The sequence below is a fragment of the Sphingomonas sp. Leaf30 genome, assembly GCF_001422525.1.
Classification (GTDB): domain Bacteria; phylum Pseudomonadota; class Alphaproteobacteria; order Sphingomonadales; family Sphingomonadaceae; genus Sphingomonas; species Sphingomonas aerolata.
In genome coordinates, this window is record NZ_LMKZ01000018.1 from 488,010 (window position 1) to 502,498 (window position 14,489).

General features: G+C 62.9%; 14 protein-coding genes. All 14 read left to right on the forward strand.

Translation table 11 applies throughout. The annotated features are described in order from the left end of the window. The first annotated feature begins 3 nt into the window (after positions 1-3). Entirely contained in the window at positions 4-903 is a 900-nt protein-coding gene (locus ASE89_RS15955) for a baseplate assembly protein (protein ID WP_056679678.1), read from the forward strand. Next, positions 896-1,543, forward strand: coding sequence for a phage tail protein I (locus ASE89_RS15960; protein WP_236701862.1), 648 nt, complete (start codon positions 896-898; stop codon positions 1,541-1,543). The genes ASE89_RS15955 and ASE89_RS15960 overlap by 8 nt, the downstream gene beginning before the upstream one ends. Beyond that, a complete protein-coding gene (locus ASE89_RS15965) occupies positions 1,540-2,580 on the forward strand; it encodes a gp53-like domain-containing protein (RefSeq protein ID WP_056679684.1) in 1,041 nt (346 codons plus the stop codon). The genes ASE89_RS15960 and ASE89_RS15965 overlap by 4 nt, the downstream gene beginning before the upstream one ends. 3 nt (positions 2,581-2,583) lie before the next feature. Beyond that, positions 2,584-4,587, forward strand: a complete 2,004-nt coding sequence (locus ASE89_RS15970) for an SGNH/GDSL hydrolase family protein (RefSeq protein ID WP_056679688.1) — start codon at positions 2,584-2,586, stop codon at positions 4,585-4,587. Positions 4,588-4,647: 60 nt separating this feature from the next. Continuing rightward, positions 4,648-5,202 carry a phage baseplate assembly protein V gene (locus ASE89_RS15975; RefSeq protein WP_056679691.1) on the forward strand — a complete coding sequence of 185 codons (555 nt, stop codon included), beginning with the start codon at positions 4,648-4,650 and terminating at the stop codon, positions 5,200-5,202. A gap of 5 nt (positions 5,203-5,207) precedes the next feature. Beyond that, positions 5,208-5,561: a GPW/gp25 family protein gene (locus ASE89_RS15980; protein ID WP_236701826.1), complete on the forward strand. Its 354-nt coding sequence runs from the start codon at positions 5,208-5,210 to the stop codon at positions 5,559-5,561. Between the two features lie 11 nt (positions 5,562-5,572). Further along, the gene (locus tag ASE89_RS15985; RefSeq protein WP_056679697.1) at positions 5,573-6,745 is read left to right on the forward strand and encodes a phage tail sheath subtilisin-like domain-containing protein; all 1,173 of its coding nucleotides are present in this window, start codon (positions 5,573-5,575) and stop codon (positions 6,743-6,745) included. Between the two features lie 29 nt (positions 6,746-6,774). Next, positions 6,775-7,284: a phage major tail tube protein gene (locus tag ASE89_RS15990; protein ID WP_031395794.1), complete on the forward strand. Its 510-nt coding sequence runs from the start codon at positions 6,775-6,777 to the stop codon at positions 7,282-7,284. Positions 7,285-7,337: 53 nt separating this feature from the next. Then, positions 7,338-7,679, forward strand: coding sequence for a phage tail assembly protein (locus ASE89_RS15995; RefSeq protein WP_031395795.1), 342 nt, complete (start codon positions 7,338-7,340; stop codon positions 7,677-7,679). 8 nt (positions 7,680-7,687) lie between these two features. Beyond that, positions 7,688-7,819, forward strand: a complete 132-nt coding sequence (locus tag ASE89_RS16000) for a GpE family phage tail protein (protein ID WP_056679700.1) — start codon at positions 7,688-7,690, stop codon at positions 7,817-7,819. Continuing rightward, entirely contained in the window at positions 7,809-10,220 is a 2,412-nt protein-coding gene (locus ASE89_RS16005) for a phage tail tape measure protein (protein ID WP_236701827.1), read from the forward strand. Before ASE89_RS16000 ends, ASE89_RS16005 begins: the two co-directional genes overlap by 11 nt. Next, positions 10,220-10,606 (forward strand): phage tail protein, encoded by a 387-nt coding sequence (locus ASE89_RS16010; RefSeq protein WP_056679705.1) that lies wholly within the window; start codon positions 10,220-10,222, stop codon positions 10,604-10,606. The genes ASE89_RS16005 and ASE89_RS16010 overlap by 1 nt, the downstream gene beginning before the upstream one ends. Then, a complete protein-coding gene (locus ASE89_RS16015) occupies positions 10,603-11,634 on the forward strand; it encodes a contractile injection system protein, VgrG/Pvc8 family (protein WP_056679708.1) in 1,032 nt (343 codons plus the stop codon). Before ASE89_RS16010 ends, ASE89_RS16015 begins: the two co-directional genes overlap by 4 nt. Before the next feature lie 200 nt (positions 11,635-11,834). Next, a complete protein-coding gene (locus ASE89_RS20000; protein ID WP_168427705.1) occupies positions 11,835-14,363 on the forward strand; it encodes a DEAD/DEAH box helicase family protein in 2,529 nt (842 codons plus the stop codon). The last annotated feature ends 126 nt before the right edge of the window (positions 14,364-14,489 follow it).

Here is a 14,489-nt window from a genome sequence, read left to right on the forward strand (position 1 = left end):
GGCATGGCCGCTACTTCCAGTCCTACAACAGTCGACTTATCACGCTTCGATCCCCCGACGCTCGTTGAGCAGCTGGATTATGAGACGATCTTTCAACGCAAGGTCGCGCGCGTCCAGGCCTTGCTGCCGTCGTTCGACGCAACCGTTGACAGCGACCCCGCCGTCAAGGTGTTGCAGGTCGCGACCTATGACGAACTGTTGTTGCGACAGGACTTTAACGAACGCCTCCAGCAGCGCTTGGTCGCCTATGCCACCGGCTCGACGCTCGATCACCTCGGCGCCGCGATCGGCGTCGCCCGCCTGGTCGTCACCCCGGCGAACGGCACCACTCGCACCGTGCCCGTTTACGAAACTGACGACAGCTTGCGCGCGCGCATCGTGCTCGGCCCCGAGGGCTTCTCGGTTGCCGGTCCCGAGCTCGCCTATGTAAAGCACGCCAAGGACGCGAGCGGCTTGGTGCTCGATGCCAGCGCCACGTCACCCACGCCCGGGGAGGTCCGGGTATCGGTGCTGTCGGCCGAAGGCGATGGTACGGCGTCGCCCGCGCTGCTCGCGCAGGTCGCCGCGATCGTCACCGACAAGGCCATCCGGCCGCTCGGCGATCTCGTATCCGTCGCGTCCGCAACGCAGCGGCGCTTTGCGCTGGTCGCCCGCCTGTGGACCTTCGCGGGTCCGGATCCATCGTTGGTGCTGATCGCCGCGAACAAGAAGCTCGTTAGATACCTTGCGGACTCGCGCAAGCTCGGCCGGGATATCACCATGTCGGGGCTTTACGCGGCCCTGACCGTCGAGGGCGTTCAGCGGGTCGAGATCACGTCGCCACTTACGTCGATCGTCTGCGATCTGACCGAGGCTGCGTTGTGTACCGACATCGACGTGAAGCACGCCGGCTATGATGAATAGCCTGCTGCCGCCCAACGCAACGCGGCTTGAACGCGCTCTTGAGGCGGGCGGTGCGCGGATCGTCGATCTTCACGCGCCGACTGACATAGACGATCCCATGTCCTGCCCGGTCGAGGTGCTGCCGTGGCTCGCATGGGGGCTATCAGTTGATAGCTGGGACGCCGACTGGTCGGACGAAGACAAGCGCGCTGCGGTCGCCGGATCGATCGACCTGCATCGCCGCAAGGGCACGCGAATGTCGGTCGAAACGGTTCTCGCCCGGTTCGATCAGCTCGCCGGCCTGGTCGAGTGGCACGAAGCCGCGCCGCGCCGCGCGCCGCATACGTTCGAGGTCATCGTCCCCATGGTGACGAACGGCGTCGCCCGCGGCGGACGTCGCGCGAGCGCTGCCTTTGCTGATGCCATCATCCGTGAGGTCGCCCGGGTGAAGCCGCTGCGCGAGCATATGCGGCTCGTCCAAAAGATCGAGGTCGCAGGAGCCATCGGCCTGCAAGGTGTCATTCGGGCATTCTCCTACACCCGCACGGATGCCGAGATGACGATCGACAGCTCGCCGAGCTGGGCCGGCTTTTTGCAGACTGAAGACGGCGAACCGATCGAGGACGGCAGCACCGGCACCTTTCTGGATACTATGCCATGAACGCTTTGAAACTGGTCATGACGACGGCGGGGCTGGGTCGTTTCACCGCCGCGCAGTCCGACAATGGTGTTGATCTGACGGTGACTGCGGTCGCCATGACCGCGACGCCGTTCATCGCCGCACCATCACTGACTGCCCTTCCCGGCGAGTTCCGACGGGTATCGACCGTGTCGGGCGAATCGGTCGGCGATAACGTCGTGCACATGACCGTCCAGGACGATGCGGAGATCACTTACAGTGTCACGGGCTTTGGCCTTTTCCTAGCCGATGGCACCCTGTTCGCCACCTATAGCCAGGCGGCAACGATCGTCGAAAAGTCGATCTCGTCAACGCTCGCCCTCTCGATCGACATCGTCTTTCCGCAGGCCGGGGTCGAAAACATCACCTTCGGCGACACGGACTTCCTCAATCCTCCGGCGACCACCGAGAAGAAAGGTGTCGTCGAACTGGCGACTTATGCCGAGGCCGAAGGCGGCGACACGTCGCGCGTGACCACCGGTGGGGTGGTCAAGACGATGATCGAAGCGGCGGTCGCGGCGGTTTCCGACGCGATCGACGGCCTGCTATCCCGAACGATCTACGGTTACGGTCTTGTCAAAGGGGGCGGCACACTCGGCACCAACCTCTCGCTGACCGTCGACACAGCGACGGCTGCGCAGATCCGCGCCGGAACGGCGATCGACTGCGCGATCACACCGGCCGCGTTGATCGCCGCGGGCGTCATCTTTGTCGCGGAGACGCGGGTCGACGGTGCAAGCCGCTATCGCCGCTTTTCGGATGGCACAATCGAGATGAGCGGCATTTCGGCGATGCCGACGTCGGAAACGACCTTTAGGCTCGTCTTTCCATGGCCCTTTACCACCGCCTGCGACGGCATCTTTGCGACCACGATCAACAGCGCGCAGATGAACGACGGCCTGTCGTCGGTTCAGGAGGTCGCGTTAACGCCCGACCAGGCGACGCTGTTCGCACAGAACCACAAATCAACAACGACGGATGCCGCCGGCGGCTTTCGCTGGTTTGCTCGAGGACGCTGAACCGTGGCAAAAATTTCAAACCTGCCCGTCATCGGGCCTGTCACCGACGAAGATCTGCTGGTCGTCGTCCAGGGCGATCAAACCCGGCGCGCATCGTTGGCGCAGCTTGTCGCCGGCGCCGGCGCTATCGCTGCTGATGCGAGCTATGATCTGAATGATGTCTCGCTGCCGACCGATCGCGATCTCATCGACCCGTCACGGCTTCAGCTGGGCGTCCTGGTCAACAGCTCAGGCGGTGTCGATCGCATCGCCGGCTTCTCCATGTCGAGCCTCTTGCCAGTCGGGCAAGGGCCGTTCGTGTGCGACGTGACGATAGCGGTGTCGGCGCCATACGGCGTCCAATGGCTCGACGCGGGCATGAACCAGGTTGATTTTCAGACCGGTCCGATCGCCGCAGGCGTGCCGATCTCCACGAGCGTCGAAACGGCACTCTATGCCCGGTTCGGCCAACAGGATCCGTTATTCGTCGACATGCACGCTTACCGCGGCTCAGCGCTGCCGACGAGCGCAAGGGCATTCGGCGCGCTGGATCCGCTGTCCGGCCGAGAGCTCGCGCGTGCACTCGCGATCGATGCTGATGGCGAGCTGCGTAACTGGCTTGATCCCTCTAGGTTTGTTGCCAACACTGTCCTTCTGAACGACGGGACTACCGAGTATAACACCGCTTTCACAACGACCGGTCGTATTCAGGTGTCACCGGGGGACAGCGTGATCCTCAACAAATGGCCGGGTACGATCGAGGCCGCATCGCTTGTCTGGTTCGGCGCGAAGGGCCGTGTCGTCGGCTCGCCTGCCGTTCGGCTCGCAGGCGACACGCCCTATGTAGCGCCGCCCCGCGCTGCGTTCTTCGAATTCTGCGTCGCTAATTACCGCTTGCCGGGCCTTGCCGTAAATGTGGCGAAGGGGCTGACACGCGCCGCGCCCTATCGTCATCCTGGCGGTCTGACGATCGCGGACGAGAAGCGCCTGCGCGATCTCTTCTATGGCCTGCTCGGCGCGCGTCGTGGCGAGAACATCTTTGATCCGACGAGGGTCAAGGGCGGCGCGCAGCGGATTGACGGCACGATCGACGAGGGCAACGCAGATTTCCGTACGAGCATCCCGATCGCCGTCATGCCGGGCGGCAAGATTTCGCTGTGGCATCTGGGCGAACCGTTCGGCGTCCCCGACTTCGGCCATGTCTTTATGGATCTCGGCGAAAACCCTGTTGGCGCCATTCCGTTTCCGGCGGTGCCGGGCGTCTACGATGTGCCCGCGAATGCCTTTTCCATCCAGGTCACGATGCCGAAATCGCATCTCGGCGACTTCGTCCTGACGCCCGACAATAGCAACCCGCAAGGCTACATCCCCCCAACCGCGCAGTTGAGGCAGCTTGTGCGTCCGTGGTTCAACCTGTCGCTCGGCATCATCGGCGACAGCATCACGAACGCAGGCTACTGGGTTCAGCCCCTCTTGAAGCGCCTCGGCGCGCGGCTGGGGTTCAAGAGCGGCATCGACGGTCGCCAGCTCAAGGACGCCTTCAGCCAAAATCCGGATCTGACGCAGATCGACGGGCTGATCGTATTCCTCGGCACCAACGACTGGTATTATGGGCGACCGCTCGGGACCGACGCTGACACCTCAGCTGCGCAGACCTTCGCCGGCGACATCCGCCGCTTTTTCGAAACGGTCGCGGCGGTTCGGAAAGACCTTCGGATTATCTGGCTAACCTCGCTTCAGCGGATGGGCGGCGACACCACGGGCGCTGGCGTGGCCGAGGGGACTCGCGGCCGCAACAGCCTTGGTCATGCCCTCGAGGACTATGTCGACATCGGCATGAAGATCGTCGGTCAATATGGGCATCCGGTTGTTGACCTGTATCGGCAGAGCGGGGCGAATGAATTCACGCTGCCAACCGGCACGGCGAACAACAATGACTGGGTCCATCCTACCGAGGTTACGGCGCCGCTATGGATTTCGGCACCGGTTGCTGGTGCGATGAGCCAAATCGTGCCGCTGCTCTTGTAGAAAGCGTTTCTACAAGAGCAAAGCCTCGCCTCTCGAAACGTCCCGCGCATGGTCGCCGCTATGGCCGAACATGCCGATATCCAGCGCCTCATTGGTGATCTTGCGCGCGAGGGCGTGGTCGTATTCGTCGACCATGCTGCTGGCACCGCGCGTGTGCAATTCGCTGACGAATTGACGACCGGCAATATCCCTTGGCTTGCCAGCCGCGCCGGATCCACGCGCACCTGGTCGCCGCCCGCGATCGGCGAACAGGTCGTTGTCCTGGCACCCGAGGCGGACACCGCGCGCGGTATTATTATCGGCAGCCTGGCGAGCGACGCTTATCCTCACCCCGCGAACGATGACTCCACGCTGACCGAATATCGGGACCGCGCGCGGATCGGTTACGATCCCAGGACCCACACGCTGACGGCCATCCTGCCAGCAGGCGCGACCGTTCGAATCGATGCGGACGGTGGCCTGTCGTTCAAGGGCGACCTCGCGGTTGATGGCGACATCCACGCGACCGGCACCGTGACCGGCGACGCGGACGTCGTCGGTGGCGGCAAGAGCCTCAAGGGTCACGTCCACACGAAGGTGCAGGCGGGTAGCGTGATGTCGGGGCCGCCCCAATGATGGGCATGGATCGCAACACCGGGGGGCCGCTGACTGGTGCAGATCACCTCGCGCAGTCGATCGGTGACATCCTCGGCACGCCACTCGGCACCCGGATCGGGCGGCGCGAATATGGCTCGCTGCTTCCCCAACTGCTCGACCAGCCGAACAACGAACTCGGTCGCACGCGGGTATTCGCCGCCGCAGCGCTCGCCCTTCTTCGACAGGAAGGGCGCGCGCGGATCTCCCGCATCGTGCTTTCGCCCGGAAAACTCCCGCACGAGGCCGTCATCACGGTCACCGGCCGACGCACCGACACGACGGCCGCCGCCGCCTTTTCCATCTCGTCCACCATCCGCGCCCTGTCGGCGCTCGCCTGAAAGGTCCGCCCATGAGTTTCCTCCACGGGATCAACGTCACCGAGGTCAAGACATCGACCCGCGGCATCACGACCGTCGCCACCGCCGTCATTGGTCTCGTCGCAACCGCACCGGATGCGGTTGCCGGCGCATTCCCGCTCGACACCGCGGTCAAGGTGACGAACCTCGACGTCGCGATCGACAAGGCCGGTGTGAGCGGCACATTGCGGGCCGCGCTGATCGCCATCGCAGGACAGGTCACCGCGCCCGTCGTCGTCGTGCGCGTCGCGCCTGGTGCTACGCCAGCTGACACTGCGACGGCGGTCATCGGCACCGACGTGGCCGGCGTGAAGACCGGCATGCAGGCGCTGCTGACCGCCTCGGCCCAGTTGAACCTCCATCCTCGGATTATCGGCGCGCCCGGCCTCGAGAGCGAGCTGGTGACGAAGGCGATGGTCGCCGTCGCAAAGCGTCTGCGCGCCCGTGTCTATGCGTACGCGATCGGCAACGATCGCGGCGAGGTCATCGCGCACCGTGCGTTGTTCCCCGACGCGCGCGAACTGACGTTGCTCTGGCCGAGCGTGACGGCGCCCTACGGCGCGGGCGGTGCGAGCATTGGCGTCCCGGTCGCAGCCGTCGCGATGGGCGCCCGCGCAGCGATCGATCAAACGCAGGGCTGGCACAAGACGCTGTCCAACGTCGCACTGCCCGAGATCGATGGCCTGGCGGCAGATGTTACATTCGACATTCAGGATCCCGAATGCGACGCCAACGTGCTCAACGCGTCGCAGCTGGTGACCGTCGTCCGCATCGCGGGTGAACTGCGCTTCTGGGGTAACCGCACCTGCGCCGCGCCCGACAGCGACTTCGTGTTCGAAAGCGGCTGCCGCACCGCGCAGATCCTCGCCGACACCGTCGCGCTCGGCCTGGTGTGGGCGATGGACAAGCCGCTGCTGCCCAGCCTCGCCAAGGACATCGTCGAGCAGATCAACGAGAAATTCCGCACCGAGACGCGAGCCGGCCGCATTCTTGGCGCCGTGGCCTTCTTCGACGGGGCAAGAAACCCCGTCGAGCAGCTGAAGGCCGGCAAGCTGCTGATCGGCTATCGCTACACCTTCGTGCCGCCCCTGGAGGCGCTCGGGCTCGAGCAGGAGATCTCGGACGAGTTCTTCGCCGACTTCACCAGCCTGGTCGCCGGCAACTAACACCACCTCCCGCACGAAAGGCCGACGCGATGGCGTTCCCCAGCAAGCTCAAACAGACGATGATGTTCAACGATGGCGAGGCGTTTATCGGCGAAACCGTCTCGATCACGCCGCCCAAGCTCGTCCGCAAGTTCGAGGATTATCGTGCGGGCGGCATGAGCCGCGCGGTCAAGGTCGACATGGGCGGCGAGGCGCTGGAGATGGAGGCGACCTATGGCGGCCCGATGCGCCAGATCCTCCGTCAGCACGGCATGCTCAATATCTCGGGCGTGCAGCAGCGCTTCGTCGGCTCGTTCCAGAATGACGACACCGGCGCCGTCGACGTCGTCGAGATCGTCACGCGCGGCCGGCACGAAGAGATCGACATGGGCGAATGGAAGCCCGGCGAGGACACCGAGTTCAAGGTCAAAAGCCAGCTCAGCTATTTCAAGCTGACGTGGAACGACGTCGTCGAGGTCGAGATCGATGTGCTCGGCATGATCGAGGTCGTTGGCGGCGTGGACCTGATGGCCGCGCACCGCGGGGCGCTGGGGCTTTAGCCCGCGCGCCAGCCCCGCCGACGCGCCGCGAACCAAATCCGAGGATCGATAAGATGAACGACCAGAACGACACGCAAAACTCCGCACCCGCCGCCCCTGGCGACGTCACGCTCGAATACGACATCGTCGTCGCCGACAAGGTCGTGATGCCGGCGGGTACGCTGATTCATGTCCGAAAGCCGATGGGTGGCGCGCTGCGCGGCGCGAACCTCGGCGGGCTGGTGCGGATGGATTATAATCAGGTTGCGCTCGTCGCGCCGCGCGTGACGCAGCCGATCCTGCATCCGCACCTCATCGACGCGATGGATCCCGCCGACGTTACGCAAATCGCAGGGGTGCTCGTCGATTTTTTGCTGCCGACTGCGACGAAGGCGGCACTCTCCCAGAGCATGTAGAAGATCCGATGGCGGACATCGCCTTCGTCTTCCACTGGTCGCCCGATGCCCTGGACGCACTCTCGATCCACGACCTGATGCAGTGGCGCGCGCGCGCTGCGCGCCGCCACAACCCCGAAGGACAGACCCGTGGATCGTAACCTGCGCATCCGCATGCTGCTGGAGGCCGGCGACCGCGTCACCGGCCCGCTTCGCGCCATTGCCGGTGGATCTACCAAGGCCGCGCAGGCGCTCAAGCTGACGCGCGACGGCTTGCGCGAGATCGAGCGCGCGCAGGGCGATATCGCGGGTTTCCGCAAACTGAAGACAGGGCTTGGCGATACCGGCACAGCGCTCGGGTCGGCGCGGACGCGCATGGCGGGATTACGGCAGGAGATTGCCGCGGCCGATAGGCCGACCGCGGCGCTGACTCGCGCGCTCGCCAAGGCGGAACGCGAAGTGACGACGCTGGAGGCGACCGAGCGCAAGCAGTCGCAGTCGCTGCAGGAAATGTCGCTGCGCCTCCACACCGCCGGCGTCGATACGAACGACCTGGCGCGTCACCAGCGCCGGCTGCGGACCGAGGCGGTTCAGACCAACCGCACGATCGTCGAGCAGACGGCAGAGGTCGGCCGTCTTGCGGACCGCGAGCGGCGCATGGCGGCGGGCCGCGCGCGCTTCGCGCGGACGCAGGGCATGGCCACCGGGCTCGCGGCCGGTGGTGCCGCGGCGATCGGCACCGGCGTGGCGATGGCCGCCCCGCTGATCGGCAGCATCAAGGCCGCGCAGGACTATCAGTCGGTGATGACCGACATCGGGCAAAAGGCTGACCTGTCGCGCGCCGCGTCTGAGCAGCTCGGCCGCAACCTGCTCGTGTCCGCGCGCGCCGCCAACCAGATGCCAGCGGACCTGCAAGCCGGCGTCGATGCGCTCGCCGGACTCGGCGCGAAGGTGCCCGACGCGGTCGCGATGATGAAGCCGATCGGCCGTGCCGCGACCGCGTACAAGGCTGAGATCGCGGACCTCTCCGCCGCCGCGTTCGCCGCCACCGACAATCTGAAGGTACCGGTCGCGCAGACCGGCAAGATCATTGACGTCATGGCCAGCGCCGGCAAGGCGGGCGCGTTCGAGATCAAGGACATGGCGCAATATTTCCCCGCGCTCACCGCTGCCTATCAGGGGCTCGGACAGACGGGCGTCGGCGCCGTCGCGGATCTGGCGGCCGGGTTGCAGATCGCGCGCAAGGGGGCAGGGGACGCCGCCAGCGCCGGCAGCAACCTCGCCAACATCCTGCAGAAGATCGCATCGCCCGCCACCAACAAGGCGTTCGAGAAGATGGGCGTCGATCTGCCGGCCGCGCTGAAGAAGGCCTATGCGGAAGGAAAGACGCCCCTCGAAGCCATTGCCGAGCTGACCAACAAGACGCTGAAGGGCGACCTGTCGAAGCTCGGCTATCTGTTCGAGGATGCCCAGGTGCAGCAGGGTCTGCGCCCGCTGATCCAGAACATGGAAGAATTTCGCAAGATCCGCGCCGAGGCGGGCAAGGCCGGGGGCACGACCGACCGCGACTTCGCCGACCGCATGAAGGATTCGGCCGAGCAGTCGAAACAGCTGAAGGTCAACGCGACGACGCTGGCTATCACGCTCGGCGCGCAGCTGCTGCCGACCATCAACGCGATCGTCACACGCGCCAATGCGTTCGCGACGTGGATCGGCGACGTTGCCAACCGCTATCCCAATGCGACCAAGGCGGTGGCGATCGGCGCCGCGGCGTTCGCCGGGCTGTTCTTCGTGCTGGGGGGCGGCGCGATCGTCATTGCCGGCCTGGTCGCGCCCTTCTCGGCGCTGGCGTTCGCGGCCGGCGCGCTCGGGATCGGCATGCTGCCGGTCATCGGCATCGCGCTCGCGGTCGTCGCCGGCATCGTCGCGATCGGCGCCGCGGCCTATCTGATCTATGCGAACTGGGGCGCGATCAGCGGATGGTTCGCCGGGCTCTGGCAGGGGATCAAGGGGGCGTTCGCGGGCGCGGTCGACTGGTTCGCGTCGCTGCCGACCCGGTTCGCACAGATCGGCCGCGACATGATCTCCGGGCTGATCCGCGGGATCTTCGGCATGTTCGGTTCGCTGAAAACCACGATCGTCGGCGTCGCCTCGTCCGCGGCGGGATGGTTCAAGGCGAAGCTCGGCATCCATTCGCCAAGCCGCGTCTTCGCCGGCTTCGGTGGCAATATTGTCGACGGGCTGACCAACGGCATCGCCGCGCAGGAGGGCGAGCCGGTCAGGCGCATGGATCGCCTCTCCAGCCGCCTGACGTCCGCGATCGTCACCGGCAGCGCGATCCCGGCGCTGGCAATTGGCGGCGCCGCCGGGCCCGCCTCCGCATCGCCTGGCGCGGTGAGCGCCGCACCCCGCAGCTACACCATCCACATCAACCAGCAGCCGGGCCAGGACGCGCAAGCCCTTGCCCGCGCCGTCGCCGACGAGCTGGACCGCCGCGAGCGCGAAACGGCCGCGCGTCGCCGATCGTCCTTTGCCGACACCCCCGATTACGAGACCGTCTGATGCTGCTCGCGCTTGGCCTGTTCCCCTTCTCGATCCAGACGCTCGCCTTTGACGAGCTGGCACGCCGCGCGAACTGGCGCCACGCCACGTCCACGCGGATCGGCGCGCGCGACGCGACCCAATATACCGGCCCCGGCGAAGAGACGATCACGCTGCCCGGCACCGTCTATGCCGAGATCGCCGACGGCCGCGTGTCGATCGACGAGCTGCGCCGCATGGCGGACAGCGGCGACGCCTGGTCGCTCGTCGACGGGCTCGGCTATGTCTATGGCGCGTTCGTCATCACCGGCATCGACGATCGTGCAAAGGCGTTCTTTCCCGACGGCACGCCGCGCCAGATCGATTTCGCGATCGATCTCCTGCGCGTAGACAGCGACGTCGCATGATCGCCAACATTGCCGCCGTCCGCGTCGTCGTCGACGGCACCGACATCACGCCGCTGCTCGAAGGCCGCGTCGCGCAAGGGGGTGGCCGCCCGCCGCGCCGCCGCCTCGTCTCGCTCAACATCACCGAAAAGCGCGGCGAGGAAGCCGACCAGCTTGATCTCGTCATCGACGACACCGACGGCGCCGTCGAGCTTCCGCCGACAGGCGCGAAGATCCACGTCTGGCTTGGGTGGAAGCAGGGCAGCGACGTCACGCCCGGTCTGGTCGACAAAGGGTGGTTCATCGTCGACGAGGTCGCGCATGGCGGCCCGCCCGACCTGATCACGATCCGCGCGCGCTCGGCCGACTTCACCAGCGACCTGAAGACCAGGCGCGAAAAGAGCTGGCACGGCACGACGCTAGGCGCGATCGTGACTGAGATCGCCGAGCGCCACCAGCTGACGCCGCACTGCGCGGCCAGCCTCGCCGACATCGCGGTCACGGCAAAAGCGCAGAACCGCGAAAGCGACCTCGCCTTCCTCCGCCGCCTCGGCCGCGAGCGCGGCGCGGTGGCGAAGATCGCGCGCGGTGTGCTGATCTTCTCGCCGATCTCCGCCGGCACGACGCCGTCCGGCAAAACGATTGCAACCGTTACCATCGCGCGGCGTGACGGCGATGCCCACCAGTTCAGCCGCCAAAGGCGGGACGACGTGCCGGGGGTCAAGGCGACATGGCACGACCGCAAGTCCGGCAAGCGCGAGCATCTCGTGGCCGGGGAGGCGGAGGGGGCAAAGACGCTATCACGCGTTTACGCCAACGAGGCGGACGCGCAGGCTGCTGCCAATGCGGCGAATGGTCGCGCGAGGCGGGAGCCGGTTTCGCTTAGCCTTACGCTCGCGTTGGGGCGGCCCGACATTCACGTTGAGACGAAGGCGGACGTCAGCGGCTACAAAGCTCCGATCAATGGTGCCGCTTGGCTGGTGGCGGAGGTCGCGCACTCGTTTGGCGATCGAGGCTATTCGACGGTCATCAAGCTGGAAGCGGCTTGATGTTGATCGTCTGATCAACTTTCTACTTCGCTGTCTCAGTAGAATTCGCTGGATTCGGCCTGGTTGAAATACGTTATTCGCAATTTTTTCCGATTTTTCAGTGTTAAAGCAATTAGATCCATATTGAACCTTTTATGCTTTAGTTCTCGACAAGGATGAAGCGTCGCGTCCACCCTACCTCCGAACTGGAGATGGATTATATGACGTTGGACTTTTCTCGCCTGTCGATTCCAAAAAAAGCTGGCTTGCAGACTGATCCTTTTAAGATATTCGCCTCACTCCCTCGCATCGAAAACGCGCCGAACGATCTGTGGCGGGGACAAGCTCAAGCGCTCACTCAATGGCACGAAAACCGCAAAACCAAAGACGCTTTGGTAAGCCTCAATACTGGCGCCGGAAAGACGCTCGTTGGTCTCTTAATTGCAAAGAGCTTTTGCAACGAGGGCTTAGAGAACGTCATTTATGTGTGTCCCACGATTGACCTCGTCAATCAGACGGCAAAACAGGCCCGCGCGATTGGTATAGAAACAACCACTCGCGTGCGGGGAGGCTACGACAACGACCTGTTTGAGACGGGCAAGTCATTTTGCATCACTACCTATCAGGCACTATTTTCCGGTCACTCATCAATTCAACGACAGCACTTCCCTCAGGCGGTAATATTTGATGACGCTCATGTCGCGGAAGCGATGATGAGAGATGCCTTTTCAATCCGCTTTTCGAAGCATAGCCACCCGGACTTATACAGCGCGGTCGTCGCCATCTATCGACAGCAGATGGCCAATATTGGCCACGATAACGAATACAAGGAAGCCATCGGCGAGCTGCCAGGCACATCGCAGAGCATGCTGATCCCGCCAGACATTTCTGCCTCTACTGCCGGGCAGTTATCCGCCGCTTTAAACGGCAACGGAGCTCCGACGGATGAAAACCTAAAATACTCGTACCAGCATCTTAAAGACAAACTAGATCGCTGCGCCGTCGTTCTTTCAAACGGATCGATAGAGATAACGCCTCCCTTCCTTCCGTCGCTGGCTCTAAACATATTTTCTCGGTCTGTACGGCGAGTTTATCTGTCAGCGACTCTGCACAACAAAGCGGATATAATCCGTGCATTTGGTAAAGAACCGAGCATTGTAATCGAGCCTGACAATGATGCTGGCAATGGTGAGCGGCTGATCATTTTCGAACGAGGCTTGGCAGCCAAGACCTTTAGCACCGAATACATTAGCACGATATCAAAAACCCACAAAACACTGATCGCAGTTCCTAGTTACAAAGCGAGTGAAAACTGGGCTTCCATAGCCACGCCGCCAGCACCGAAGGACTTCTCTGACGCTCTGGATAATTTTCGAAATGCGAAATCTGGAGCTTTTGTTTTGGTATCCCGTGTTGATGGCATCGATCTTCCACACGACACCTGTCGCCTTATGGTTATCGATGGCATTCCTATCGGCGATAGCTTGCTTGAGCGCTTTCAGTTCGACCTGCTCAATATGCGGTCGTTTTCAGCGTCGCGCACGGCTAACCGCATTGTACAGCTATTCGGCCGGATAAATCGCGGTCGAAGCGATTTTGGGGCGTTCTTGATTACGGGACGCAAACTAAACAGCTGGTTAAACACTGATAAAAACGTCGCACTGCTCCCGCCGCTTCTTCAAAACCAAATTCTGCTCGGCCGACACGTTCAGGAAGGCATGGACGTTTCGACAACGGTGAAGGTCCAGGAGCTTCTTTCCAAGGTCCTTCTTTCAAGGCCCCGTGATCAAAAGTGGCTTAATTACTATAGCGACTTTCTGGAGGCTTCTGAGATTGACGCCGACATAACTGACCGAGCGCGAAAAATGGAGGCTCGCAACCTCGCAGCGGCAGCCGCAGAAGCGCAGTTTGCGAAATACGCTTGGGAAGGCGACTACGAATCAGCGCGAGACGCCTTGGACAGCATCGTCGCAGAGACGGCTCGTGCGGACGAAAAGTTGGCCGGGTGGCATAATTTGTGGATTGGGGCATGCCTGCACAAAGAAGGTGATATCGACGAGGGGCGCTTTTATTATGCGCGAGCACGTGGGCAGCTAGGTTACAATCTCATCGTTTACACAGGCCCGATTGGGCGAGAGAATGACGTAGAGATTATACGCTCACGGATAGTAGAGAGCCTCAACCAGATCGTGTCGCTGGCCCATGAAGGCTACAATCGCCAGCTAAATAAGATCCGGTCTGCCCTTGCCCCCCTCGATGGCGCCTCACCTCGACAAATGGAAGAAGCCGCAAGGTATCTCGGCGAGCTACTTGGATTTGAATCGACGCGGCCTGACAACGACCTTGGTACCGGACCAGATGTCCTTTGGGCTGACCCGGGACAGGATGTTGTTCTTGGACTAGAGCTCAAAACCGATAAGAACGAAGAGTCGCAATATAATAAAGAAGATATCGGTCAGTGTCTAAACCACTTGGAGTGGATGAACGACAAAATTATCGGAAAAGATAGCCTTGGCGTTCTGCTTATAGGTGAGCCCACAACCGTATCGGCAAAGGCTAGCCCAAATAAGTCAATCTTTTACGCATCTTCAAATGCCTTGTCCCAGATACGTGACGAGCTGATCGGCTTGGTAGAAGACATTCATAAGATGATACCCCTTCAACGCCTTGATGCCCTGGAAACATCTACGCGTGCTGGTTGGGACCTACGTGATATTTCGGAGCGACTGCTTACAGAACGTTTCGTCTGATCGAAAATGTGACCGCCATTCAGTCTCGGCTGAATGGCAGTTATCAGGGGGCCGCCTCGCGCAAAGCGACCTATCTGCAATCTGGAGCCAGCCGCTGCGAGCATCTCGTTGTCGGGTTATATGCTC

What these genes read in the sequence shown, in the direction of transcription:
- ASE89_RS15980 (WP_236701826.1), top strand. Translation starts at nt 5,208, where the DNA reads ATGGATCGCAACACCGGGGGGCCGCTGACTGGTGCAGATCACCTCGCG.
- ASE89_RS16010 (WP_056679705.1), top strand. Translation starts at nt 10,220, where the DNA reads ATGCTGCTCGCGCTTGGCCTGTTCCCCTTCTCGATCCAGACGCTCGCC.
- ASE89_RS15995 (WP_031395795.1), top strand. Translation starts at nt 7,338, where the DNA reads ATGAACGACCAGAACGACACGCAAAACTCCGCACCCGCCGCCCCTGGC.
- ASE89_RS15955 (WP_056679678.1), top strand. Translation starts at nt 4, where the DNA reads ATGGCCGCTACTTCCAGTCCTACAACAGTCGACTTATCACGCTTCGAT.
- ASE89_RS20000 (WP_168427705.1), top strand. Translation starts at nt 11,835, where the DNA reads ATGACGTTGGACTTTTCTCGCCTGTCGATTCCAAAAAAAGCTGGCTTG.
- ASE89_RS16000 (WP_056679700.1), top strand. Translation starts at nt 7,688, where the DNA reads ATGGCGGACATCGCCTTCGTCTTCCACTGGTCGCCCGATGCCCTGGAC.
- ASE89_RS15965 (WP_056679684.1), top strand. Translation starts at nt 1,540, where the DNA reads ATGAACGCTTTGAAACTGGTCATGACGACGGCGGGGCTGGGTCGTTTC.
- ASE89_RS15990 (WP_031395794.1), top strand. Translation starts at nt 6,775, where the DNA reads ATGGCGTTCCCCAGCAAGCTCAAACAGACGATGATGTTCAACGATGGC.
- ASE89_RS16015 (WP_056679708.1), top strand. Translation starts at nt 10,603, where the DNA reads ATGATCGCCAACATTGCCGCCGTCCGCGTCGTCGTCGACGGCACCGAC.
- ASE89_RS15975 (WP_056679691.1), top strand. Translation starts at nt 4,648, where the DNA reads ATGGCCGAACATGCCGATATCCAGCGCCTCATTGGTGATCTTGCGCGC.
- ASE89_RS15985 (WP_056679697.1), top strand. Translation starts at nt 5,573, where the DNA reads ATGAGTTTCCTCCACGGGATCAACGTCACCGAGGTCAAGACATCGACC.
- ASE89_RS15960 (WP_236701862.1), top strand. Translation starts at nt 896, where the DNA reads ATGAATAGCCTGCTGCCGCCCAACGCAACGCGGCTTGAACGCGCTCTT.